At 46.9% G+C, this 25,582-nt stretch carries 19 protein-coding genes; 17 read left to right on the forward strand and 2 right to left on the reverse strand.

The window, feature by feature from the left end:
* Positions 1–335 precede the first annotated feature (335 nt).
* Positions 336–2,483, forward strand: coding sequence for an acyltransferase family protein (locus ACIFQN_RS10785; protein ID WP_429833021.1), 2,148 nt, complete (start codon positions 336–338; stop codon positions 2,481–2,483).
* Positions 2,484–2,539: 56 nt separating this feature from the next.
* Positions 2,540–3,517, forward strand: a complete 978-nt coding sequence (locus tag ACIFQN_RS10790) for a 2-hydroxyacid dehydrogenase (protein WP_429833022.1) — start codon at positions 2,540–2,542, stop codon at positions 3,515–3,517.
* 106 nt (positions 3,518–3,623) lie between these two features.
* Here the strand turns inward: ACIFQN_RS10790 and cyoE are convergent, their stop codons facing one another.
* Positions 3,624–4,541: a heme o synthase gene (cyoE, locus tag ACIFQN_RS10795; RefSeq protein ID WP_429833023.1), complete on the reverse strand. Its 918-nt coding sequence runs from the start codon at positions 4,539–4,541 to the stop codon at positions 3,624–3,626.
* A gap of 130 nt (positions 4,542–4,671) precedes the next feature.
* On the opposite strand from cyoE, the gene ACIFQN_RS10800 reads away from it, so the two are divergent.
* Both ACIFQN_RS10800 and ACIFQN_RS10805 read left to right on the forward strand, forming a co-directional pair.
* A complete protein-coding gene (locus tag ACIFQN_RS10800) occupies positions 4,672–5,298 on the forward strand; it encodes a TetR/AcrR family transcriptional regulator (RefSeq protein WP_429833024.1) in 627 nt (208 codons plus the stop codon).
* 381 nt (positions 5,299–5,679) lie between these two features.
* Entirely contained in the window at positions 5,680–6,594 is a 915-nt protein-coding gene (locus ACIFQN_RS10805) for a DMT family transporter (protein ID WP_429833025.1), read from the forward strand.
* 107 nt (positions 6,595–6,701) lie between these two features.
* On the opposite strand, the gene ACIFQN_RS10810 is transcribed toward ACIFQN_RS10805, so the two are convergent.
* Positions 6,702–8,021, reverse strand: coding sequence for a hypothetical protein (locus ACIFQN_RS10810; protein WP_429833213.1), 1,320 nt, complete (start codon positions 8,019–8,021; stop codon positions 6,702–6,704).
* Between the two features lie 446 nt (positions 8,022–8,467).
* Between ACIFQN_RS10810 and ACIFQN_RS10815 the strand changes: the two genes are divergently transcribed.
* From ACIFQN_RS10815 to ACIFQN_RS10875, 13 genes are all read left to right on the forward strand, one after another.
* Positions 8,468–9,400 carry an ABC transporter permease gene (locus ACIFQN_RS10815; RefSeq protein WP_429833026.1) on the forward strand — a complete coding sequence of 311 codons (933 nt, stop codon included), beginning with the start codon at positions 8,468–8,470 and terminating at the stop codon, positions 9,398–9,400.
* Between the two features lie 3 nt (positions 9,401–9,403).
* Positions 9,404–10,348 carry an ABC transporter permease gene (locus ACIFQN_RS10820; protein WP_429833027.1) on the forward strand — a complete coding sequence of 315 codons (945 nt, stop codon included), beginning with the start codon at positions 9,404–9,406 and terminating at the stop codon, positions 10,346–10,348.
* Between the two features lie 30 nt (positions 10,349–10,378).
* Entirely contained in the window at positions 10,379–11,401 is a 1,023-nt protein-coding gene (locus tag ACIFQN_RS10825; protein ID WP_429833028.1) for an ABC transporter ATP-binding protein, read from the forward strand.
* Complete coding sequence (locus ACIFQN_RS10830; protein WP_429833029.1) at positions 11,398–12,345, forward strand: ABC transporter ATP-binding protein; 948 nt, start codon at positions 11,398–11,400, stop codon at positions 12,343–12,345. Before ACIFQN_RS10825 ends, ACIFQN_RS10830 begins: the two co-directional genes overlap by 4 nt.
* A gap of 34 nt (positions 12,346–12,379) precedes the next feature.
* Positions 12,380–14,017: a peptide ABC transporter substrate-binding protein gene (locus tag ACIFQN_RS10835; RefSeq protein WP_429833030.1), complete on the forward strand. Its 1,638-nt coding sequence runs from the start codon at positions 12,380–12,382 to the stop codon at positions 14,015–14,017.
* 108 nt (positions 14,018–14,125) lie between these two features.
* Positions 14,126–15,919, forward strand: a complete 1,794-nt coding sequence (locus ACIFQN_RS10840) for a S9 family peptidase (RefSeq protein ID WP_429833031.1) — start codon at positions 14,126–14,128, stop codon at positions 15,917–15,919.
* A 5-nt stretch (positions 15,920–15,924) separates the two neighbouring features.
* Positions 15,925–17,940 (forward strand): S9 family peptidase, encoded by a 2,016-nt coding sequence (locus tag ACIFQN_RS10845; RefSeq protein ID WP_429833032.1) that lies wholly within the window; start codon positions 15,925–15,927, stop codon positions 17,938–17,940.
* A 49-nt stretch (positions 17,941–17,989) separates the two neighbouring features.
* Entirely contained in the window at positions 17,990–19,390 is a 1,401-nt protein-coding gene (locus ACIFQN_RS10850; RefSeq protein WP_429833033.1) for a M20/M25/M40 family metallo-hydrolase, read from the forward strand.
* 323 nt (positions 19,391–19,713) lie between these two features.
* The gene (gene msrA / locus ACIFQN_RS10855) at positions 19,714–20,694 is read left to right on the forward strand and encodes a peptide-methionine (S)-S-oxide reductase MsrA (RefSeq protein WP_429833034.1); all 981 of its coding nucleotides are present in this window, start codon (positions 19,714–19,716) and stop codon (positions 20,692–20,694) included.
* 124 nt (positions 20,695–20,818) lie between these two features.
* Complete coding sequence (locus ACIFQN_RS10860; protein ID WP_429833035.1) at positions 20,819–22,396, forward strand: glutathione ABC transporter substrate-binding protein; 1,578 nt, start codon at positions 20,819–20,821, stop codon at positions 22,394–22,396.
* 238 nt (positions 22,397–22,634) lie between these two features.
* A complete protein-coding gene (locus tag ACIFQN_RS10865; RefSeq protein ID WP_429833036.1) occupies positions 22,635–23,564 on the forward strand; it encodes a bile acid:sodium symporter family protein in 930 nt (309 codons plus the stop codon).
* Positions 23,565–23,693: 129 nt separating this feature from the next.
* Positions 23,694–24,431, forward strand: coding sequence for a hypothetical protein (locus tag ACIFQN_RS10870; protein WP_429833037.1), 738 nt, complete (start codon positions 23,694–23,696; stop codon positions 24,429–24,431).
* A 165-nt stretch (positions 24,432–24,596) separates the two neighbouring features.
* Entirely contained in the window at positions 24,597–25,499 is a 903-nt protein-coding gene (locus ACIFQN_RS10875) for a D-alanyl-D-alanine carboxypeptidase family protein (protein WP_429833038.1), read from the forward strand.
* The last annotated feature ends 83 nt before the right edge of the window (positions 25,500–25,582 follow it).

Genomic DNA, 25,582 nt, shown 5'->3' on the forward strand with positions numbered 1-25,582 from the left:
TGTAGTTTTTCACATCCTGAATACGGGCAACGATGATTGGAATAATTCATCATCCATAAAGATTATGAACGAGACCAACCCCGTTTTCTTCCTCTTATTAGAAATCTGGGGTTTTTGCATTCATTTGGCACGCATTTCCCGATGTGTATTGGCTGCCCCCGTCCACTTGCGTAAGGAAAACAGAACAGATTAAAAGGGGAGTATGCAGATGAGCTGCATGGCGAGAACGGTAATCAAACAAATCATGAACACATGGGAACATGTACATCATGGAGGAAGCAAACAAAACGACGTAATGCAGACTCGTAGGCAAATGAGCAGAGGAGGCCGTCACGATGCCTGAACCGATCAAAGGCACCAGCCGATACATGGCCGGCATAGACGGACTGAGAGCTCTGGCTGTACTTGCAGTGATTGTGTATCACCTGAATTACAATTGGGCGCCAGGAGGACTGTTAGGAGTCGGCATCTTTTTCGTCCTCTCCGGTTACCTGATTACCGATTTGCTCATTGCCCAGTGGACTCGTCATGGTCGACTCGATATGAAGGATTTCTGGATACGCAGGGCAAGACGATTACTCCCTGCTTTATTACTGCTACTCATCGTGGTGGTCGCTTGGGTAGCTTTTTTTTCGCCGTCGCAGATGTCCACTGTGCGCGGGGACGTACCAGCTGCTATTTTGTATGTAAGTAACTGGTGGCTGATATTTCAACAGGTCTCTTATTTTGAAAAGTTTGGTCCTCCATCTCCATTGGGGCATTTGTGGTCGCTTGCGGTGGAGGAGCAATTTTATTTAATCTGGCCACTCCTGCTTGCTTTTGGATTGAAGATTGTCAGACGTCGAGGTCGGCTCATTTTCCTCACCTTGGCAGCTGCCACTGTTTCTGCACTGGCCATGGCCCTTTTATATGAACCAGGTCTTGATCCCAGCCGGGTGTATTACGGGACGGATACACGGGTATTTGCCCTCTTGATTGGGGCTGTACTCGCGATGGCCTGGCCGAGTCGGAAGCTTTCTCTCCATATATCCCGCAAGGCCCGCGCTGCACTCGATGTAAGCGGAGGGCTAGGTCTTGCCATCCTGCTTTATAGCATTTGGAATACCAATCAGTATGACGACTTTTTGTATCGTGGCGGACTTGTCTTGTTGTCTGTGGTCAGTGCTGTCGTAGTTGCAGTCCTGGCACATCCGGCGAGTCGTTTAGGCAAATGGATGGGCTGCAAGCCTTTGCGCTGGTTAGGCGTAAGGTCGTACGCGATTTATTTGTGGCATTATCCGATCATCGTTTTGACCAGTCCGACCGTAGAACAGAACGATTGGAGCGTAATTCCCCGCGCGATCCTGCAAGTGACAGCAACCATTGTCCTGGCAGCCTTGTCCTGGAAATTCATCGAAGAACCGATTCGCCGCGGAGCGTTGGGCAGAATTTGGTCTAGGCTGCGTACCGGGCAACCAGGGCAGCCGTCAAAAAGGTACACGCGCTGGATCGCATCGACATGCGCTATCGTATTGTGCGTGACCTATTTCGGAGTTGCTTCCCTTACATCTGATGCAACAGCAAGTAAACCGAGTTCGGATACAGAAATGGCAGACTCGTCACAATCCACTGGATCGGCACAATTGCCGGAAGAGCAAGGGATGGGCGATAGCCAGCTTCATTCGAACACCGATCCTGTCACTTTGACTGCTCCGAGTAGTTCCAGCAAGCCCTCCACAGAGGCCAGGCCGAATGCTGCTGCGAAGACTAATGATACATCTAAACCACCGAAAGTAACGAATCCGCCAAATAAAGAGAATGTAGGGCCCGAAAAACAAAATGACACATCAAAAGCCGCGAAGCCTGATGATACCGATGCAGCCGAGAAGCCAGATGAAACGCCGGCTTCGGGCGAGCAGGATCAAGCGACTGTACCCGAAGAACTGGTAGTTGGTTCGGGGAATGGCATCACAGCTTTGGGTGACTCGGTCATGCTCGATGTTGCTCCTCATCTGGAAAAGCTCTTGCCTGGAATTGTCATTGATGCCAAAATTGGCAGACAGATGTCACAAGCACCTGATCTCGTGGCAAAGCTCAAGGAAAAGGGATTGATTGGAAATCGAGTGATTATTGAGTTAGGGACGAATGGGTCTTTTAGCAAGACTCAGCTAGAGAAGCTGCTTCACTCTTTGGACGGGGTCGAGCATATCATTTTAGTGAACACCAGGGTTCCGAAGCCATGGGAGAATGTAGTGAACACAACCTTGGCAGAAGTAGCTGCCTCGTATCCGCACACAAGCCTGATCGACTGGTACGCGGCAAGTAGTGGCAAAAGCTCATACTTCTATAAGGACGGCGTACACCTCAATCCAGAGGGCTCCAAAGTGTATGCGGCACTGTTAGCCAAAGCAGCCCACTCCCCGCACATGGAGAAACAACCTGCTGCCGAAGGTGACAATCCGACAGTACAGGAAGCAAATGATGAAGGATCAGTGGGCAAGTAACCACTTTCCTTCTACCACAGGTCTTTTCATTTTTGCGAAAAGGGGATGAGCTTGATATGAAGCCAAAAGTGATCGTTTATAAAAAACTAGAGCCTGTCGTGCTGGAATATGTGCAGGAGGCTTGCGAAGTTGTATATTTTGAAAAAATAGATGAAAATACAGCGGCTGCATTTTATGAAGAGCTGAAGAATGCCGAGGGACTCTTGGGCTCAGGATTAAAAGTAGATCATGAACTGCTGGAAAAGGCACCGCATTTAAAGATCGTTAGCAATATTTCAGTGGGCTACGACAATCTCGATATTTCCGAGCTGAATCGCAGAGGGATCATGGCGACAAATACGCCAAATGTCTTGAATGAAACAGTGGCGGATACGATGATCGGACTTTTGCTCGCAGCAGCGAGAAGAATACCTGAACTCGACCATTATGTGAAGTCAGGAAAGTGGACTTCTCACCTTACGCCTACGCATTTTGGGGTGGATATGCACCACAAGACATTAGGGATTATTGGAATGGGGCGCATAGGTGCAGCCATTGCCAAGAGAGCTCATTTCGGCTTTGGTATGAATATTTTGTACCACAACCGGACACGCAACGAAGAAGTAGAACGGACATACATGGCGACCCACCGTACGCTGGAAGAATTGTGTCAGGAAGCAGATTTCATCTGCCTTATGGTACCCTTGACTCCAGAGACGAAGAACCTCATTGGAGAAACAGAGTTCGCTCTCATGAAGAATACGGCTATATTCGTAAATGGCTCACGGGGTGCTACTGTTGATGAGGAGGCATTAGTCGGGGCGTTGCAAAATGGACAGATTTTGGCAGCGGGCTTGGATGTGTTTGTAGAAGAACCCGTACGTCACGATCATCCACTCCTTTCTATGCCGAATGTAGTGACCCTGCCACACATTGGTTCTGCTACGTCAGAGACGAGGATAGGGATGGCTCAGTTCGCAGCAGAAAATCTGGTTCTTGGTTTACAGGGTAAAAAACCTCCGGCTCTACTGACCCAGGATCCTTCCAATCGTTAATACGGCACCTAACTCTACCGCCCAACACAAGAAAAGCCAAATTTCTCCGGCGAATCCACGGGAAATTTGGCTTTTCATTTTGCTATCATCTATTTACCCTAGCACTTTACAATTCAAAAATAATTCCCATCAGGGAGTAGATGATGACTGTCGAAAAAAGAATCGTCATATGAAGAAGGGAAAAGATAAACATGGATTTTGCCCATTTCTCTGAATCCATTTTTTTATAACCAAACATGCTTAAAATGAGCCAGGAAATGCTCAGGAGCAGGGCTACTAACATCAAACCCGTACTTAAAGTACCGAAAAGAAAACTGACAGCAATCAGGACCACCAAATAAACATTCGTCTGGACATATGTTCTCTTTACGCCCTTGACTACTGGAAGCATCGGGACTTTTGCAGCTTTATACTCGTCGTGCTTACGAATAGCAATCGCATAGAAATGAGGCATCTGCCAAATGACGGTAATCACAAAGAGTCCGAGAATGGCGGGATGTGTAATGTCTGGATAGATCGAAGCCCACCCGATAAGAGGCGGCATAGCTCCGGAAATGCTTCCAATCTCCGTGTTATAAATGGTCCTTCTTTTACTCCACATCGTGTAGGGGACAACATAAAAAAACAATCCTAGAAACCCTAGGAAAGCTGCTAGAGTAGTTGTGAAAGCAAGAGTTGCCAATCCCACGATGGTCATGCATATTGCAAGCCACAGTACTGTTTTTGGCTTTATTTCACCAGTTACAGTTGGTCTCTTTTTGGTTCTCTCCATGATTGAATCAATATCTCGATCATACAAATTGTTAAAAGCTCCAGCGGCACCCATTACCAAGCTCGAACCGATCAGAGCAAAGAGTATTTCTGGAAGCTTCTCAATCAGGCTGATGTGATATGTATATAATGCCAATGTCAATCCAGCAAACATTGGAATCAGGTTTGATTTAATAATTCCGGTCTTAACGGTTTGCGCCAAAATGGATAGTATGGATTGTTTTGACGTTGTTAAGCTAGCTTCCTCTCGCATTATTACCCACCTCCATTTATTGTACCTATATAGAAATTTCGTCCTGCTATTTACATACTAATACAAATTTATATACTATGTGGTATATTAATGCTGTCTGGAATGGTTGTCAAGAGAGGGAGAAGGAAGAATGGTCAGACGAAGAGTAACCCAGGAGGAGAGAAAAAAGGCGACAAGGCAATTGCTTTTAGAATCGGCCGCTCGGACCTTTGCTCATTTAGGCTTTCATGGGGCTTCGGTTGATAAAATTGCAGAGTGCGCTGGATTCAGTAAAGGGGCGGTGTATGCTCATTTTAGTTCCAAAGAAGTGCTCTTTCTGGCAATCATGGAACAGCAAATGCACCTTCATGTCCACAACATTCAGCAAGCAATAGACCAGCATCATTCATTATCGCATTTTATTGAATCGATGGATGAATACTTTGATTCCGTGAGGCAAAAAAATCGAACATGGAGCATGCTCCATATGGAATTTCTGCTCTACGCGATGCGTGAAGAATCGGTACGCCATAAATGGTCTGCCATGATAGCGGAATCAATCGAACAAATCTCCAAAGCGATCGAGAAATTGAAGGCAAAGCAAACGCAAGGAGCGCGACTTTCCACGGTAGAGCTCGCTTGGACTATCCTTTCATTAGAAAATGGCATGGCAATCTTTTATTATATGGACGAAGACAATGTCCCCTCTCACCTCTATGGAAAAGCATTACATAAATTGCTTGATCCGCCAAGCCTAGAAGATTTGAAAAATCGGTGAACTGTTTTTTCTGGAGCTGCAAAAGACACCATCAGTTGAAGGTGTCTTTTTTCCCTTGTTATTTTGCCTGAGGAGTGGATTGTTATGAGCAAAACCATTTTTCTCCAATTCAATCACAAAAAAATAAAAGTCTGAAGCTGTAATATCGCTTGATCCAAAAACACGGTGCGGTTTCGCAGCTTATTGAATGGATCGGTATGAAGCGATCTACCATTTTACGGAATAGCTATTAGCCGATTCCATGTTTGCCCCGGTGCAATTGTGTCTAAAAGAACATAATTTGTAATAAAGTATAGCAGTTAAACTCATGGACTTTTCTTTGCTTCTCATGTACGATTGCTACGATAAGAATAATGAGACGGTTGAAAGAAGGCTTAAACCATGATTCGGTCGTACTTGCTGTTGCTGTTTTGCGTAACGCTGTGGGGCAGTAATTTTGTGTTTGGGAGCATTCTCGTGAAAGAGTTTCCTCCGCTTTTTCTGGCAGATGTCAGGTTGTTATTCACCTCCATGTTTTTGCTTGGCTACGCCTGGTTGACCAAAAAGTTCGTGAAAATCAGGCCTCGAGAGCTGGGACTTTTGATTTTGCTTGGGCTGGTTGGGACATTGGCGAATCAAACCGCCTATTTCAACGGTTTGCTTACGACTGATGCCACTACGGCTTCTCTGATTTTATCCATGGCTCCCATCGTGACGGCAGTACTCGCTTCGTTGTTTTTGAAGGAACAATTTACTTTGCGTATGAAGATCGGTTCTGGACTGGCGCTCGTAGGAACCTTTTTTGTCGTGGGGATTGGTGCCGGATTATCCATCTCCAAAGGGGTTCTGCTCATCGTGATCGCGATGATTACCTTCTCATCCTCGATGATCATTATCCGCAAGCTGACGCAGACGATGCACCCGTTTATTTCCACCGTGTATTCGACGACAATGGGTACACTTTTTTTGACGCCTGCCGCATTGCTGACACTCGATCCGACTGCCAAGATCAGTCATGAGGGGTGGGCATGGCTGCTGCTGATTTTAACAGCTATCCTGATGCAAGGAGTATGCGGGATTGTATGGAACCAACAATTGCAAATTGTAGGTACGGGAAAAGCAGCCATTTTCCTCAATTTGCAGCCATTTGTCGCCATGCTCGTTGGGTTTTTGCTTTTAGGGTCCGAGGTTACCTCTGTTCAAGTCGGTGGTTCTCTTTTGATTGTTGCCGGGGTGATCGTAGCATCTGTTCGCTCTAAGAAAGCGTCTCATCCGACAAAAACACCAGTATTGCCAAAACGGGCAAAATCGGTCTAATCTTTTGGATTTACAAAAAAGAGCAAAATAAAGCGTAAACAAGAAAAAGAGGGAGCAAATTCCCTCTTTTTTCTTTGTTTACGCTTTTTTCTTTATCAGCGAACAAACTACAGAGTGCCATTTTCAACAGGCGAGGGGAGTACACGATAGATTTTGCGAGGTCTGCCCCGATTGGTAGGGGTTTCTTCACCGATTTGTTCGATAATGTTGTGTTCAGCCAAGTCACTTAATATCCTTCGTGCATTTCGCTGCGTCATACCCATCCACTCAGCCATATCGGTAGAGCTGATATAATTTTGGCCCAAAGCTTTTTGCACAGAGATGATCTTGTTTAAAGTGGTAATGCTCACACCTGCTTTTTTTAGGCTCTCGCTAATTTCTTTATCTTCGGTCCAATAGCCATAGCTGATGCTCTTCGTTTGTTGAAGTGGACCTTCGATCGAGCCGTCTGAATCAACCAAAATGGCGGCTTTCGTATGTTTTTTGGCGTGAACTAGCGCCAGTTGGGCATTTCGCTCAGCCGATAGAGCTGTCACTCCAAAGCCGATTCCCATGTTGGCCGTTGAATTCGTCAGAAGCATGATTTTTTCTAGAATAATTGTCGGATGAAACGCAGGATGATCGTCTAAGGAACCGCGAGTGGAGAAAATAATGAACTTATAGTTCCCTAATGCCACGAAGCTGCCCGAAATCGCCTCGGTGTAATCGAGAATGATTTCCTGAAGCTTGAGATCGAGGCGCCGCAGATCGTATGCATTTGTTGGCTCATTTGCGAGCCTTTCCAGATCTGAAACTTCGATTAATTGGACAGCGATTTGCGAACGTTTAAAGTGCAAGGTTTCTCCTTCTTGCACGATTTGTTTATAAATTTCACGAAAAGTCAGTCGCGTAAATCCCATCCGGTACACTTTGATGCCTTTGCGCTTTAATTCTTCCGCAGCAGAGAGCATCCCAGTCACGCAAGCATCGACTTTACCCTCACTGAACAGGGATGAATGATAGTTGACCCAATGATTGGTAAGTTTAAATTCGACATACGGATTTAAATAGGGCTTTTCACAGAAGAGTCCCAATTCTTCAAGCGTTTCGCGAAAATGCGCTTCGGAAACGGTATCAAAACTGACTCGGTCAAGCGACAATCCGTCACGGTAAACCAATTCCAAAAGAACTTTTGTCAGAACACTTGCATTTATTTGTGGATAAAAAGCTTTTTGTTTCTGGAGATGCTCCCGTGCCATTGAGTAGGGGCCAATTCCAGAGAAAAACCAGACGTCTACCTCCTGGTTATTCTCCGAAACGATGGCTTCCGCTTCTTCAGCGCGGTGATAAGTGTATGGAACGAGTACGAGCTGATCAGAAAACTCTTGACCGACACTTACCATCATTTCGACTGAATCTTTAGGACCTATTAAGCCGACTCTAATGATCATCATTTCCTCCAAACAAACGATAAACTACCGATTACTCTATTCGTCACACCGTGTATTGATCCTCTTTTCGGCATCATAGTACGTTTTGTGTTCATATGCAAATGCAGTATACCTCCATTCAGTTTAAAGGGCATGGTGGATAGAAGAGTGCAAAAATTTTTAGAGAATAAAGGCTTGAATAGAGAAAAAATCGTTTATTTACCTTGCTTATGTAGTCATTATTTCCGAAATTCTATAAAATTTCAAGAAAAAATGAAATTCAGAATTGACACGAAATACGGACACCACGTATATTGTTGAATTAAGGAGTGTTTTAGGTGTATTTCCGTTAAGGGGGTGTGGGTAAAGTCGTTAATTCCTTTTTCCTAAAAGGTGGATGTGACCGTTAGGCGGTCAGCAAAATGGTCGTTACTGTTTTGCATGTTTGGATAGGGGGCTTGTAGATGTCGCGTTATTTGCTAAAGAGAATTCTAATGATGGTGCTCACCTTGTGGATTATTGTGACGTTGACGTTTACACTGATGCACTTGATTCCGGGTGATCCTTTTGCATCTGAATCAGATCAGTTGCCCGAGCAGATATTACTGAACCTTCGTGCCAAGTATCATCTGGACGAGCCGCTTCCGATGCAGTATCTCTCTTATCTGAAAAGTTTGGCAATGCTTGATTTGGGACCTTCGATCAAATCAGAGACACGTGGTGTTAACGATATGATCCAAGACGGCTTTGGAGCTTCAGCACTGATCGGATTGCAGGCGATTGTTGTCGCATTGTTTTTCGGACTCCTTTTTGGGACAATTGCCGCACTAAACCGCAATACATGGATTGACTATGCAGCAATGGTAATGGCTGTCCTGGGTATTGCAGTCCCGAGCTTTATTATGGCACCGCTCTTGATCAACTATTTGGCGATCAAGTTGCCCTTGTTTCCCGTCGCCACACTTGCTAGCTGGAAGCACTCGGTTCTGCCATCGCTAGCACTTGCCTTTGGGCCTTTAGCAATTATTACTCGTTATATGCGGACAAGCATGATTGATGTAATGAATCAGAACTACATAAAAACAGCGGAAGCAAAAGGAATTCCAACCTTTTTAATCGTGATCAAGCACGGTATCCGCAACGCCATTTTACCGGTTGTCACCTTTTTAGGACCGCTTGTGGCAGGCTTGTTAACCGGAACGTTTGTCGTCGAAAAAATCTTCGCGGTTCCCGGCATCGGTAAATACTTCGTAGATGGCATTTTCAATCGAGATTATCCCGTTATTTTGGGAACGACTGTTTTTTACAGCGCCATCCTGGTGCTTATTATTTTCTTGATTGATATCGCCTATCTGTTTATTGATCCGCGAATCAAATTGTCGAGTAGGGGGAGGTAATCTATGGCGATGGATCAATCGGTGAATGAGCTATTTCGACCAAAAGTTCAAAAAACAGATGGACAGGTCGTCAAGATGCGGCCTAGCCTCACTCATTTTCAACAGGTTACTCGCAAATTGATCAGAAACAAGCTTGCCATGCTAGGCTTTATCCTCATCATTACGCTGGTGGCGATGGCGCTTGTAGGTCCGTATCTGGTGCCATACAGCTACTCGGATCAGAGTCTGTTAAATGCCAATCAGGAAATCTCCGGCGAGCATTGGTTTGGGACAGATGAGCTGGGGCGCGATATGTTTTCACGCACTTGGTTTGGGGCACGTATCTCTCTTCTCATTGGAATTACGGCAGCATTGATCGACTTGGTGATCGGAGTGACCGTTGGTGGAATCGCCGGATATATGGCGGGACGTGGAAAAAAGGGAGATCGAATCGACACGATTATCATGCGGATCATTGAAATCTTGTACGGTTTGCCGTATTTGCTCGTGGTGATCATGCTGATGGTCGTGATGGAACCCGGTATTCTCACGATTATTATCGCTCTGTCCGCAACAGGATGGACGGGAATGGCTCGCTTGGTTCGGGGCCAAATCCTGCAATTGAAAAACCAAGAATTTATTCTTGCTGCACAAGTACTTGGAGCAAAGTTTCCGCGGATTTTACTCCGTCATTTAATACCAAACACGATTGGAGTTATCATCGTGAACCTGACCTTTACGATTCCGTCGGCGATCTTCGCAGAATCCTTTCTCAGTTTCCTAGGCTTGGGTGTACAAGCTCCAATCGCTAGCTGGGGTACGATGACGAACGATGCGTTAGGGGTCATTTTAACAGGGGATTGGTGGAGATTATTCTTCCCGGCCTTGATGATCTCGCTTACGATGTTCGCTTTTAACGTATTCGGGGATGGGCTGCAGGATGCGCTAGACCCGCGGATACGTGAATAATCCTCGCGTAAAGGATAGGAGGAGTCAGACATGACAGAGCATTTGCTGCAAGTAGAGAACCTCCGGGTGCATTTTAAGACCTACGGGGGAGAAGTGCAGGCGGTTAGAGGGGTAACATTTCATGTGGATCGCGGTGAAACCGTAGCAGTTGTTGGTGAGAGTGGTTGTGGGAAAAGCGTGACTGCTCAAGCCATCATGGGGCTGATCCCGAATCCTCCCGGGCGAATCGTTGACGGTACCATTCATTTCGACGGTAAGTCCATCACCGGGATGTCCAAAAAGGAACTGCTCTCTGTCCGCGGGGCAGAGATCGGGATGGTCTTTCAAGACCCGATGACAGCGCTTAATCCGACGATGAAGGTCGGCGCTCAGATTGTAGAAGGGTTTGTGCGAACACATAGTGTGAGCAAGGAGGATGCGCGCAAAAAGGCTGTAGAAATGCTGCGGCTGGTAGGGATTCCAGACCCGGAAAAACGGATTGACCAATACCCACATGAATTTTCTGGTGGGATGAGACAGCGCGTGGTGATTGCCATTGCACTGGCAAATACACCCAAGCTCGTCATTGCGGATGAACCGACGACAGCACTGGATGTTACGATTCAAGCGCAAATTCTCGATTTATTAAAAGAGCTTCAAGAGAAGCAGCAACTTTCCATCGTAATCATTACCCACGATCTTGGGGTCGTCGCAGAAATTGCGCATCGTGCCGTGGTCATGTATGCCGGGATCGTGGTGGAAACAGGGAAAGTCGAAGATATTTTCGCCAATCCGAAGCATCCGTACACATGGGGCTTGATGCGCTCCTTACCGCGCATTGATGGGATTGAAAAAGAGCGGCTGGTACCCATCAACGGTTCGCCACCTGATTTGTTTGATCCGCCAAAAGGATGCCCGTTCGCGGCACGCTGCCAGTTTGCGATGGAAATTTGCGAACAGCAGATGCCTCCAGTTACCGACTTTTCACAGGGACATCAAGCCGTATGCTGGCTGCATGATTCACGGGCACCCAAGATCGAAGAACTGGTGGCAGCAGGGAGGCAGACGGGATGAGCGAAGCGTTGGTTGAAGTAAAAAATCTAAAAAAGCATTTCGAAATTGGCAATGGAGTCCAGCTGAAGGCAGTAGACGGTGTTTCGTTTACCATTAATCGCGGCGAGACCTTGGGCCTCGTGGGAGAGAGCGGATGCGGCAAGTCGACGCTGGGGAGGACGATGATTCGCCTCTATGAAAATACAGACGGCGAGGTTCTCTTTAAAGGAAAGAATGCGCATCAGCTGAAAGGAAAAGACGCTGCTAAGTTTCATCGCGATGTGCAGATGATCTTTCAAGATCCGCAGGCGAGTCTCAATCCGCGGATGACCGTCATGGACATTATTGCAGAGGGACTGGATATTCACGGTTTGTCCCGGGGGGCTCGGGCAGACCGAGTAAAAGAACTGCTCGAGTTGGTTGGTCTTTCGAAAGCCCATGCCAGCAGATTCCCACATGAATTCAGTGGCGGTCAAAGGCAACGGATAGGGATTGCCCGTGCTCTCGCAGTGGAGCCAGAGTTCATCATCGCGGACGAGCCAATCTCTGCCCTAGATGTGTCCATTCAGGCGCAGGTCGTCAATCTTCTCGAAGACTTGCAACAGGATAGAGGTCTTACTTATTTATTCATCGCCCACGATTTGTCGATGGTAAAGCACATCTCGACGCGAATCGGCGTGATGTATTTAGGAAAAATGGTGGAAATGGCGAGCAGCTTTGAGCTTTACGCTGAACCGCTCCATCCCTATACACAGGCGCTCTTGTCGTCCATCCCGATACCTGATCCAACGATCAAGCGGGAGAGAATCATCTTGCAAGGCGATTTGCCGAGTCCTGCCAATGCGCCTAGCGGATGCGTATTTCGAACACGCTGCCCAAAGGCTACACCTCAATGCGCGGCAGAAGTGCCCGAGTGGAGGGAAGTAGGGTCTAACCACTGGGTAGCTTGTCATCTCTATCAGTAGTTCGATTTTATCTTAATATACAGGGGGAAACATTGTGAAGAAATTTGCTGCATTCGCTTTGTCACTATCGCTTGTCATTCCAGCTCTTGCTGGTTGCGGTGGTAGCGGCAGTACAGCGCCAGCCGGTGGAGAAGGTTCCGCGAGTACACCTGGAGCGGCGGTCAAACAAGAAGTCGTATTCAATGCCAAATCTGAGCCACCTGATTTGAACCCACTTACGTCCACTGACACGACATCGTTCTGGATTATGGACCACCTGGGTGAAGGACTGTACACGAAAGACAAGGAAGGCAATCCGATTTTGGGTACTGCCAAAGAAGTGAAGCTTTCCGATGACAAGCTGAAATACACGTTCATCCTGCGTGATGATGCAAAGTGGACCAACGGAGAGCCAGTAACCGCTGAAGATTTCGCATTCACCTTCATGAAGCATATTGATCCAGCAACAGCTTCTACGACTGCGTATCTGCTATATTATATCAAGGGTGCCGAGGCGTATAACAAAGGTACTGGTAAAGCAGAAGATGTAGGCATCAAAGCAGTCGATGAGAAAACGCTGGAAATCGAGCTGGTTGCACCAACCTCCTATTTTGACAAAATGCTGGCTACTCGTTACTGGCATCCAATCAACAAAAAAGCTGCGGAAGCAAACCCAAAATGGGCAGCGAATGCGGACAGCTACATTTCCAACGGAGCATACAAGCTTGTTTCTTGGAAGCATGACTCCGAGCTGGTCATCGAAAAGAACGAAAATTATTGGAACAAAGACGATGTAAAAATGGAGAAAATCACCTGGAAAATGGTGAACGATGCTACTACCTCTTATCAAATGTATAAGAGCGGTGAGCTTGATTTTAACAAAGAAATGTCATCTGACATCCTAGCCCAAGCAAAATCGGGCCCAGACTATAAATCCGTTCCTTACTATGGCACGTACATGTACATGTTCAATGTAACCAAGGAACCGTTTACCAACAAGAAGGTTCGTCGTGCGTTTGCGATGGCACTTGATCGTAAAGCTTTGACCGAGATGGTTAGCCAAGGTGGCGAGACGCCAGCGTACTCGATGGTTCCACGCGGAGCGATCACACCGTCCGGAAAAGACTTCCGTGAAGAAGGCGGCGACTACTTCAAGGAAGATGCAGCAGAGGCGAAGAAGCTACTCGCAGAAGGGATGCAGGAAGAAGGTTGGTCTACCCTTCCAGAAGTAACCCTCATGTATAACACTGATGAGAGCCACAAGAAAATTGCCCAAGCGATTCAAGAAATGTTCAAGAAAAACCTCGGTGTTGATGTGAAAATGACCAACCAAGAGTGGAAAGTATACTTGGATACAACCAGACAAAAGAACTATCAAATGGGCCGTATGGGTTGGGTAGGTCAAATCAGCGATCCAGCTTTCAACCTCGATTACTACCTAGGTGACAGTCCGAACAACCGTACTGGCTGGGTGAACAAAGAATACGATGCACTGAATATGGCTGCAAAAGTAGAACAAGATCCGAACAAACGTATGGAATTGCTGCACAAGGCAGAAGAAGTTTTGATGGATGATATGCCATTTATCCCGGTCTATCACTACCAACAAAACTATCTGGTGAAACCAGGCCTCGAAGGTCTGACTTACCCTGTCAATGCATTCCCAAGTGCACGTTGGGCAACGAAAAAATAGAAAAAAAAGAGGAGATTCTCCTCTTTTTTCTCTTTATACCTTGAAGTCTTAAAGCCTGATTTACTCACACCATTACATACTTACACCGACATGAGAGGATGATTTCCCATGATTTTGGACTATTTACAAGTGAAATCAGCATATCAATTGAAGGTGGTACCTAAAAAGCGAGAGCTGACCTTCCTCAGCAAACTGACAGGAATCGCTCAATTGTATTGCTGGAATGAAGAGGGCCAAGCACCTGAACAGATGACGTTTCTGCCTGATCGGGTTGTTGAGGTCGACCATTCGCCGTGCGGAACCAAAACTGTGGTGGGGATGGACTGCAAAGGGGATGAACGACAGCAGTTCTTTTTGTTGAAAGATAAAGGAGCTACGGTGAAACCATTGACGGAGGCGCCGGCTTACTTCCATTACTTTGGCGGCTGGTCTCCATGCGGAGAAAAAATTGCTTGGTCTAGCAACCGTCGGCACCCACGTTGCTTCGATATTTTCGTTCAACATGTAGACAGTGGCGAGTATGAAGAAGTTTTTCGGTATGACGGACGCTGTGATCCAGTATGCTGGCTGCCAGATGGACGCGGCCTGATTTTTAGTGTACAGGAAACCAATATCGACAATTCTTTCTATGTCCTTGATCTGCAGACAAGGGAAGCCAAAAAGCTGCCGATCTGCACGCATCAAGCCAGGTATCATTCGCTTCAACTGACAAAAAACGGTCAGCATGGTTATCTCGTAACGGATCGGGATGAAAATACGATGGCGCTATGTCGCTTTTCGTTGGATAGCGACCAACTGGACAAGCTCGTCCATGTGTCTAAATGGGACATTGAAGAAGTCAAGCTGTCTGCCGATGAACAGTCACTGGCATTTACCATCAATGAAGGTGGAAGGTCGGCTCTTGCCCTGTACGCATTAAATGACCGGCAGTGGTCCAAGGCCGGAAACGTGCCGGATGGCGTCATCACTTCAGTTTCATGGCTGTCGGAAGATCAGGTTGCCTTTGTGTTAAAAAGCCCTACGCTGCTAGGTGATGTTTGGACGTATACGATTTCTTCTGAAGGGAGCAAACAGGTGACAAAGATTGGACGATCAGAAGCGATCGAAGCGACACTGATCGAGCCGGAATTACGCACCTTTCAATCGTTTGACGGTTTGGAAGTTCCCTATTTTCTCTACGCAAAGGAACGGAAAAAAAATAGCCCGGTGGTTGTGTACGTCCACGGAGGGCCCGAAAATCAAATCCGGGCAGAATACCATCCGGTTTTTCAGTACCTGGCGAACCAAGGCTTTACAGTAGTAGCCCCCAATGTCCGGGGAAGTATGGGGTACGGCCGTGCATACGTCAAATTGGATGATGTACGCAAACGAATGGACTCTGTTGCCGATCTGGCCTGGTTAGTAAAGGATTTGTCCAAGCAAGACACGGTAAATCCGCATGCGATTGGCATTATGGGCAGGAGCTACGGTGGCTTTATGGTATTGGCAGCGCTTACTCACTATCCGGATTTATGGGCTGCTGGTGTCGATATCGTAGGAATATCCCACTTCCGTACCTTCCTGGAGAACACAGGAGAATGGCGTCGCAAGCTCCGAGAGGTGGAGTACGGCTCGCTTGAGCACGACAGTGATTTCTTTGAAGAAATCGCTCCATTGAACCATTCCGGAAAAATTCAGGCACCCCTTTTGGTTTTCCATGGCAGAAACGATACGCGTGTTCCCGTTAGCGAAGCGGAGCAATTGGTGGCAGATATGCAGGGTAGAGGTCAAGAGGTTGATCTGCACATTTTCGAGGATGAGGGCCACTTCACGGAAAAACTGGACAACCATATTACCCTGAATCAAAAAATTACGCAGTTCTTTATGCATCATTTAGTCACACCCAATACAGAAAAGGAGTGATTGGCTTGACAATCCAAAAACGTGGAATAACGGCGGAAGACCTGTACCAAATTCGTTATACGAGTGATCCTCAGCTTTCTCCAGATGGAAAGACCGTAGCCTATGTGCAGACGATGGTTGACGAAGAGCGAAAATACCGGAACCATCTATATTTGCAATCTTTGGATTCCCTAAGCCTTACTTCCTTGACTACAGGAGCGGTGCGGGACACGTTCCCGCGCTGGTCTCCAGATGGAAGCACGATCAGTTTTGTCTCCAATCGCTCGGGAACCGCACAGATTTGGCTCCTTGATGCAAAAGGAGGAGAGGCCAGACAGCTCACTCGCTGCAAGTCGGGTGTTTCGAATCCGATTTGGTCTCCAGATGGTACGCACATCGTCTTTTCTTCGATGTTGTCTCCGTGCGAGTCGTTTACCGATGTAGAAGGCGAAAATAAAAAAGAAGACCATAAAGTTATTATGGTAAACAAAATGAAATACAAGTCTGACGATCATGGCTATATTTATGATAAATGCAGGCAGCTTGCCGTGGTACACGTAGAAACGGGAGAAATCACTGCACTAAGCGATGGACAGTACAATCATACTGTTGGAGCATGGTCCCCTGATGGCAAATGGCTGGCGGTCACAGCAAACAGAGCGGAAAATCCTGACCGCCAGCACAGTATCGATGTTTTTCTGATTCCAGTTTCTGGAGGAGAATGGAAAAAGGTAACGCAAAGCAAAGGGACTTTTTTCTTTCCAAGCTGGTCATCAGATGGAAAAAAGCTTGCCTTTATCGGCAGTGAATCACCGACTCACTTGCATGCAGCCCAGAAGAGAGTATGGGTGTACGATTTGGAAAAGGGCGAACAAACATGCATTACGGCTGACTGGGACGTACAGGTAGGAGACTCGACAATCGGCGATTTACGCTCGCCAGGACATCCTAATCCGGGAGCAGTTTGGACGGAAGATGGAAAAGGCATGTATTTCATCGCGAGTGAACGTGGAAATTCTGGCATTTACTATACGACTCTGGATGGGAAAGTAACACAGATATCGGGTGGCGAGCGTAACGTATATGGCTTTTCCTTTCATGAAAAAGAACAGAAGCTGATCATGGCTGTTAGTGATCCGTTCATTCCAGGTGATTTGTTTGAACTGAATCTGGGCACAAAAGAAGAACGACGCCTGACAGATGTCAATCAAGAATTGCTCGCGGAGCTTGAACTCCCTACACCGGAGGAAATTGAGTTCGAAGCGGAGGATGGCTGGAAACTGCATGGCTGGATGCTAAGGCCAGTCGGGTATCAGCAGGGTGAAAAATATCCGATGGTTCTGCAAATTCACGGTGGACCACACTCGATGTACGGGAATACGTTCTTTCACGAATTCCAACTGCTTGCGGCGAAAGGGTATGCGGTTCTCTACACAAATCCACGCGGTAGCTTTGGCTATGGCGAGCGATTTGTTCAAGCGTGCTGCGGTGATTACGGAGGAAACGATTACCGTGATTTAATGAGCGCCGTACAGTATGCATGCGAGCATTTTGATTTTGTCGACGAGAGCCGTCTTGGCGTTGCTGGTGGCAGCTACGGCGGATTCATGACCAACTGGATTGTGGGACAAACAAATCACTTCAAAGCAGCAGTCACTGATCGCAGTATTTGCAACTGGACGAGCTTTTACGGCGTGAGCGATATTGGCTATTATTTTACGGCTGAAGAGATTCAGGCAAATCCTTTTACCAATCCGGAAAAGATGTGGCAGCATTCGCCGATCCGCCTTGTTGCTAACATCGAAACACCGCTTCTGATCATGCATGGTGAACAGGACCATCGCTGCCCGATCGAGCAGGCAGAGCAGCTATTCATTACACTCAAGCATCAGGGCAAGGCACCTGTGTCCTTTATCCGTTTCCCAGGAGCGAGCCACGAGTTGTCGCGAAGCGGGGATCCAGAGCAACGTGTCCTCAGGCTGCAGTATACGGCTGATTGGTTTGATAGCTATCTTTTCGCAGCAGAGAAGGCTTCGGTGTAAGCCATATCGAAATGATAATAGAGATAGAATGTAGAGGAGGAGTAGCGTAATGGAAAAAGAAAAAGTACATGGGTTTGTCAAGGAAAGCATGCCAGATGCCATTGAAAAATTGAAGGAATATTTGCGCTTCCCTACCGTATCAGCACAACATAAAGCAATTCCGGAAACCGTAGACTACGTAGTGAAAATGATTGAAGACATTGGCGGAGAGACCAAAGTACTCGGCGATCTCGGAGGCAACCCTGTCGTATATGGCTTCTTTTCGGCAGGCAGCAAGGGGGATGCAAGCAAGACTCTGCTTTTTTACAATCATTATGATGTTCAGCCGCCTGAGCCATTTGATGAGTGGCATACCGAGCCGTTCGAGCCTACCATCGTGGACGGAAAGCTTTTCGCTCGAGGGGTGGCAGATAACAAGGGAGATTTGGTAGCGCGTCTGACCGCCATCCAAATTTTGCAGCAAGCTGAGGGCGGATTGCCATGCAATATCAAGTTCATGATTGAAGGGGAAGAAGAAATCGGCAGTCCAAATCTGGAGCCATATCTTCGCGAGTACAAAGACCTCTTTGCGGCGGATGCGTGCATCTGGGAATTTGGTTCCAAGGATGAGGCGGAAAGAATCAGCATGGTTGCGGGTATTAAAGGCATGGCTTATATGGAGCTGACATGCGTTGGGGCAGAGATCGACATGCATTCCTCGGTTGGGGCGTATGTAGACAATGCTGCGTGGCGATTGGTTCAAGCGTTGGCGACCATGAAAAACGAGCAAAACGAGATTCTCGTGGCAGGCTTCTTCGACGGGATTGAAGAGCCGACGGACGGGGAAAAAGAAGTCGTATCCCAGCTGCCGTTCGACGAGGGCGCCATCGAAGAGTTGTATGGCTTGAAGCGTCCTCTGATCACCAAAGCAAAAGGCATCGATCCACGAGATGCGATGGTGTTCCATCCGACCATGACCATTTGCGGCCTGGTGAGCGGATACATTGGAGAGGGTGCGAAAACCGTTCTGCCCAAAAATGCAAAGGCAAAAATGGACTGCCGCTTGGTTCCTGGTCAAGACCCCCATCATATTTTGGCCTGCATTCAGAAGCATTTGAATGATCATGGATTTACAGACATTCAGGCAACGATGATCAATGGTCAAAGGGCGTATCGGTCCGACTACCACCATCCGTTTGTTGCTCATGTGCTGGATACAGCACGTCTCGTATACGATAAGGAGCCTGTGCTTGCTCCCAATTCCGCTGGGACTGGTCCTATGTTTGCATTTGGTGAAGCGCTGCAACTACCGATCGTAAGTACGGGTGTAGGCTGGATTGGCTCCAAAGTGCATGCGCCGAACGAGTCGATTCGACTGGATGATTTTGAGCAGGGTGTTGCTCACATGGTTCTCATGTTGTCAGGGTTTGCTGCTGCATTATCAACAGAAAAAGAAGGCGCGCAAGCCTAGATTGTAAGGGACCTTTGAGATGCTGATTCGTGCAAAAGACCTTGCTTCTGTGATGGAGCGAGGTCTTTTTTTACGTGTAAGAAAGTTTAAGTGCTTCACCGTACGAAAGCAACACGGCTTAAACTTTCTGGAACGCATAACAAAGTGCCTCAGCGTCCACATCCAGCATTACTTCGGTAAAACCTTCCGCTAAAACGCGGTCGCTCCACCTCGAGCAGGCTCCATTTCATAATGTAACGAGCAGTTACAGAGTGGACTTTCTTTTTGCAAACCATGTACAATCATCATAATAAGCATGGGAACAACTTCAGGAGGCGAAGAGCGTGAACAGTGAAAACTCCCGATTCGAAATCGCAACCTTTGCGGGCGGATGCTTTTGGTGTATGGTAAGTCCTTTTGACAAAATGCCAGGTATCATGAAAGTAATCTCAGGCTACACGGGCGGTCATGTCGAAAATCCGACGTATGAACAAGTATGTTCCGATACAACTGGACACTATGAAGCTGTGCAAATTACATTTGACCCTGCCGTTATCTCGTATGAAGAGCTCTTGCAAATTTTTTGGCGACAGATTGATCCGACTGATGCAGGTGGGCAGTTTGGTGATCGAGGTCAATCCTATGCTCCCGCGATTTTTTTTCATGACGAAGAGCAAGAGCGGTTGGCTTTGCAGTCCAGACAAGCTCTTGAGGAAAGCGGCCGCTTCCCAAAAGCCATTCAGACATTGATTTTACCAGCGAAGCCGTTTTATCCAGCAGAAGACTATCATCAAGATTATTATCAAAAGAATCCGCTTCGCTACCAATATTATCGAGCTGCCTCTGGAAGAGCGCAATTTACCAAAGAGGCATGGAAAGACCATGAGAAGCAAGCGGTATTGAAACAAAAGCTGACCCCTTTGCAATACGAGGTCACTCAAAACGGGGGGACAGAGCGTCCTTTTTCCAATGAGTTTTGGGATCACAAGGAAGAAGGAATCTATGTGGATATCGTCTCGAACGAGCCACTGTTCAGTTCCTTGGATAAATTCGATTCTGGCTGCGGTTGGCCATCCTTCACGAACCCGATTCACGAAGAAAATGTAACGGAGCAAGTGGATTTGACCCACAACATGGTTCGAACGGAAGTTCGGAGTAAACAAGCTGATTCTCATCTGGGCCATGTGTTTGAGGATGGTCCTGGTGAAAATGGGCTCCGCTACTGCATTAATTCAGCTGCCCTCCGATTTATCCCCAGAGATCGTTTGGACGCCGAAGGCTTTGGAGCATACAAGTACCTGTTCGAAAAAGGACGGAGCGAATAATCGTAACTAAGGTGAGCGATAACCGTTTTGACCGCCACTCTCAAACTACTGGGAGAAGGGCGGTCTTTTTGCACAAAATAAGGATTCCAGTTGATCGTAATCGTATTAACAGCTAGGAGGGGCCATGAATACGAAGCTGAATCATTATATCTGCCTGGTCGGATTGTTACTGATGGTAGCCATTTCCCTAACAGGCTGTTCGCTCAGCCAAAAGCCAGCTGCTGAAAACAAGCAGCCACCCAAGAAAACGATCACCGAGGGGGGGACGCTCGTCATTGCTCGCAAATTTGATGCAGGGAATCTGGATCCTCATTTTATCTCGACGATCCATGCAGCAAGTGTTGTTTATCAAAAGGTCTACGAGGGTTTGGTTACCCGGGATGTGAATATGGGGATTTCGCCTCAGCTTGCTACATCGTGGAAACAGATCGACGAAGTTACATGGGAGTTCAAACTGCGTCAAGGCGTTTTTTTTCATGATGGAACTCCTTTTCGTGCAGATGCGGTAAAGAAAACCTTTGATCGCGTGCTAGATCCCCAGGTCGCTTCAACGCGTGCATCCATGTTCGACAAGATCAAGGAAGTGAAGATCGTAGACGACTCTACCGTACAGATTCGTTTGCGCTCCCCTTTTGCTCCACTTCTGTCCATTCTGGCGAGCCATGAGGGAAGTATCCTGAGTCCGAAAGCGATTGCCCAATATGGAAAAGAGCTGTCCAAGCATCCAGTTGGAACAGGTCCGTTTACTTTTCAGTCATGGACTCCTGCACAGGAAATTGTATTGAAAAAGAACCAGAAATATTGGGGGCGTCCGCCAAAGGTCGATCAGGTCGTTTTTCGCATCATTCCTGACGATAACGAACGCATCGCCATGGTCGAAAGTGGGGAGGCCCAAATTGCCGAATCTATCCCCGTCACAGCGATTGATAGGATCCAAAGCTCGCAGCAGATGCGAATCTACCGTAGCGAAGCTCTCGGAACAGAATTTATCGGGTTCAACGTTTCCAAGAAGCCGTTGAACGATGTGCGTGTACGACAAGCCATTAGTTACGCAATTGAAACAGGCGCTATCATTAAAGGAGTCTATAACAACGTCGGCACGAAAGCGAAATCCCCGTTAGGTCCAAAGGTGTTCGGCTATTATCCAGCAGTAAAAAATTATACATACGATTTGAACAAAGCGAGAGATCTGCTCGAGCAAGCGGGTTATCCAAATGGTTTTGCCACAACCATCATTACGTATGATAGAACCGATCGTGTGAATGTTGCCAAGGTCATTCGCTCTCAATTGAAAGGGATTGGAATTGAAGCTGAATTAAAGATAGTTGACTATGATGAGTTCGTGGATGCCATCGAAAAAACAAAGGAGCATGATATTTTTGTTAGCGGGTGGGGAAATGCGACTGGAGATGCCGACTACAACCAGTACAACCTCTTTCATACCATCGGGGGAGGCAAGGGAAACAGTTTTATGTACAGTAACGCCGAATTAGATCAGCTCATTGAAGCGGGACGAATGGAAACGGATCATCAAAAAAGATGGAGTATCTATGCAAAAGCACAAGAAATGGAATTGCAAGATGCCTTACTCGTTCCCATTCGCAACATGGAAAATTTAGCAGTCATCCATAACAGCGTTGAAGGTTTTTCCATGAGTCCAGCCGGGTACCTCATGTTAAACCAGGTTACGATTCAGAAATGATTGGAATTCCATTTTCCGAAAAAATACAAGAAATTAGGCAAGAGGGTTACCATCCCCATAATCGGATACTGAGGCGCTCTGAGAATCACGGAGTGTCTTTTTCTTTGTACTGAAAACTATAGGCACATAGTTTATAAGTATAAACAGAATAATGATAATGTGTAGAATAGTGAAAAGTTGTGCAGTATAATGAAAAATATTTTTAACACAGACAAACATAGAGTAGGAGAGAGACAAAGTGAATACCGTGGAGAGAATCAGCAAATTTGTAGGAGGCACGTTTTCAGTTTGGGTTATCCTGTTTGCCATTTTAGGATTTTTTGCACCAGAAGCTTTCATCGGGGGAAAAGGGTATATTTCCCTTTTGCTTGGCGTTATCATGTTTGGGATGGGCTTGACGCTTTCATCAGCGGATTTTCGTGAGGTCTTTCGGCGTCCAGTTGATGTCCTCATCGGAGTAGTCGGACATTACCTGATCATGCCGTCACTTGCTTATGTCTTAGCTGTAGCATTAAATCTACCACCGGATATTGCCGTTGGGGTCATCTTGGTAGGCTGTTGTCCGAGCGGAACCGCTTCGAATGTTATGACATATCTTTCAAAAGGGGATGTGGCACTCGGCGTATCCGTCGTAGCTGTATCCACTCTGATCGCACCGATTGCAACACCTGCACTCATTTCCCTTCTTGCCGGTCATTGGATGGAGATTAATACGCAATCGCTGTTTATGGATATCGTCATGGTTGTCATTGTGCCGATCGTGCTGGGCGTCATTGTCAAAGCGCTGTTTAGCAAACATGCTGAAGCGAGCGCGAAGGCTTTACCGCTCGTATCTACCATCGCCATCGTCATGATCGTAGCGATTGTCGTTGCTATTAATAAAGGAAAGATCGTGGAAACAGGATTGATTATTTTTGCAGTTGTTATCCTCCATAATGTATTGGGCTATCTATTGGGATACTTTTTTGCCAAGCTGTTCGGACTGAATTTAGCGAAGCGAAAGGCTATTACATTAGAGACAGGGATGCAAAACTCCGGACTTGGCGCTGCCTTGGCTGCAGCTCACTTCAACCCGCTTGCTGCTGTTCCAAGTGCCATTTTTAGTGTGTGGCACAATATTTCCGGGTCTGTTCTTGCTACCTGGTTTGCCAAAAAAGAAGAGAAGTAAATAGAAGCCCTCGTGAGAATCAAGAAAAACCTTGATTTTTGCGAGGGTTTTGTTTTGACAGGATCGTTTACGTTCGTGGAATAGTGGGAATTTGTAAAATAAGGGAGTGGTCTGGGGGGATTTTGCTTCATGCAGATTGTTTGGGTAATCGGAAAACTAGTGTTGGGCATTTTCTTGTCTTGCTTATACGTAAACCTGCTGTTTCATAACCATGTATTCGAGTTTTCTTTATTCGCTGTTAGTAACCGGAATATGAACTTCTTTTTTCCTGCTTTATTGAGCGGACCATTCTTGGTTTTTTTCCTATCCAGCAGAAAGTGGAGCGTACTGGGGGTTGTCCTCCTTTCCCTCATGGTTATCTTGCCAAGCATGGATATCTATCGACAGGCGGAACTAAAAGCTCAGGAAGAGAGAATTGATCAGGAGGAAACGCGTAGAAGACTTGCAGGTGAACAAGCGGCTCTGCCTCTGCTTACAAAAGTGTACCCAGGTGAAATAAACACGTATGAATTCAATGGAGGCCCGTGGGGGGACTGTACGACGCTTCTTGCCCGTGTCGAAGGGAATCATGGTACGATTCTTTACGATTACGACGTAGTGCAAAATCGAATCGTAGGTCTTATAACGCATGACTCTTTTAAGGCTGCTGTTCAAAAATATTTGCCGGGTGCCAAGGATGTTCATATCACCAAGGACGGTTTTGGAACCTTTGAATTTACATATAACCAGCAGGGCAAAGAAAGGGAGGGAACAGCATTTATTGAAAATGGCTGTCAACCGCTAGCCATGGTGTCCATCCTATTTGAAGGCGACGACGATTACCATGAAATTCCCGCTCCCCATGTATTTGCGTATAAGCCCGAGTGAGTGCTTTTCATAAAACTAATATTCTCAATCCTTGAAACATGCAAGGTTTTTGTGACGAAAACGGGCCAAATTATGTCATAATAGTAGGTACTCTGCTTGAGGTAGGGATCCATTATCTGTAAAGGGCTCTTCGCTTCACCTAGCCCAAGCGAAAGGAACGTCACAATGAGAATTCTACATAACCGAAAAAAGTACCACCTCGCTCTTGTAACATCTGCCATCGTATTGCTCGCTGGCTGTAGCAGCTTGGCAGCCCCTGGCCAAACAGACACGGCATCACCAGAGGCTCCTAGCGTAAAACCGGAGCCGTCCAGGCCGGCGGAATCAAAACCGACAGAACCGAATTCGTCTGTCGCTGAACCAGTTAAAGAGACTTCGGCCCAGCAAGAAAAGCCACCTGAAACCAAACCGGCCAAGCAGGAACCAGCGAAAAAACCAGTGGACTCTATTGAGATGCCTGATTTGGAGGTCATAGCTGAGCCTCAAAGCATGACCGTACTGGTCAACAAGCAGCAGAAATTGCCGGAAAACTATACCCCTACTGATTTGGTCTTTCCCAATGTTCCTTTTTTGCTCCCGGAAAAAAGCGAGAAACGGCAAATGCGCAAGGAAGCGTCGGGTGCCCTTGAGCAGCTATTCGCTGCCGCTAAAGAAGACGGGGTTTCGTTAGCAGGAGTATCTGCGTATCGCTCTCACGCATACCAAAAAGCGCTTTTTAACCGCTACGTACAAAAAGATGGATTAGAAAAAGCACGCACCTATAGTGCCGTACCTGGCACTAGCGAGCACGAAACAGGTCTGTCGATCGACGTTTCCGGTATCAATGGCAAGTGTGCGGCAGAGAGCTGTTTTGGCGGTACGAAAGAAGCAGAATGGCTCGCAGTGCACTCAGCGGAATATGGCTTCATCATCCGCTATCCTGAAGGCAAGGATGCTATTACAGGCTATATGTATGAGCCGTGGCATATACGCTATGTTGGCGTCGAAGTGGCAAAAGAAATAAGCGAAAAGGGTACTACGCTGGAAGAATACTTTGGGGCTGTCCCAGTCACAACGGAAAAGAAATAAATCGTTCAAAGAGGGAACGCAAAGAGCTGGCTAAACCGGCTCTTTGTTTTATCATCGGGCAGGTGGCAAGCCGCATGTTCCAC

The sequence above is a fragment of the Brevibacillus sp. NRS-1366 genome, assembly GCF_050467985.1.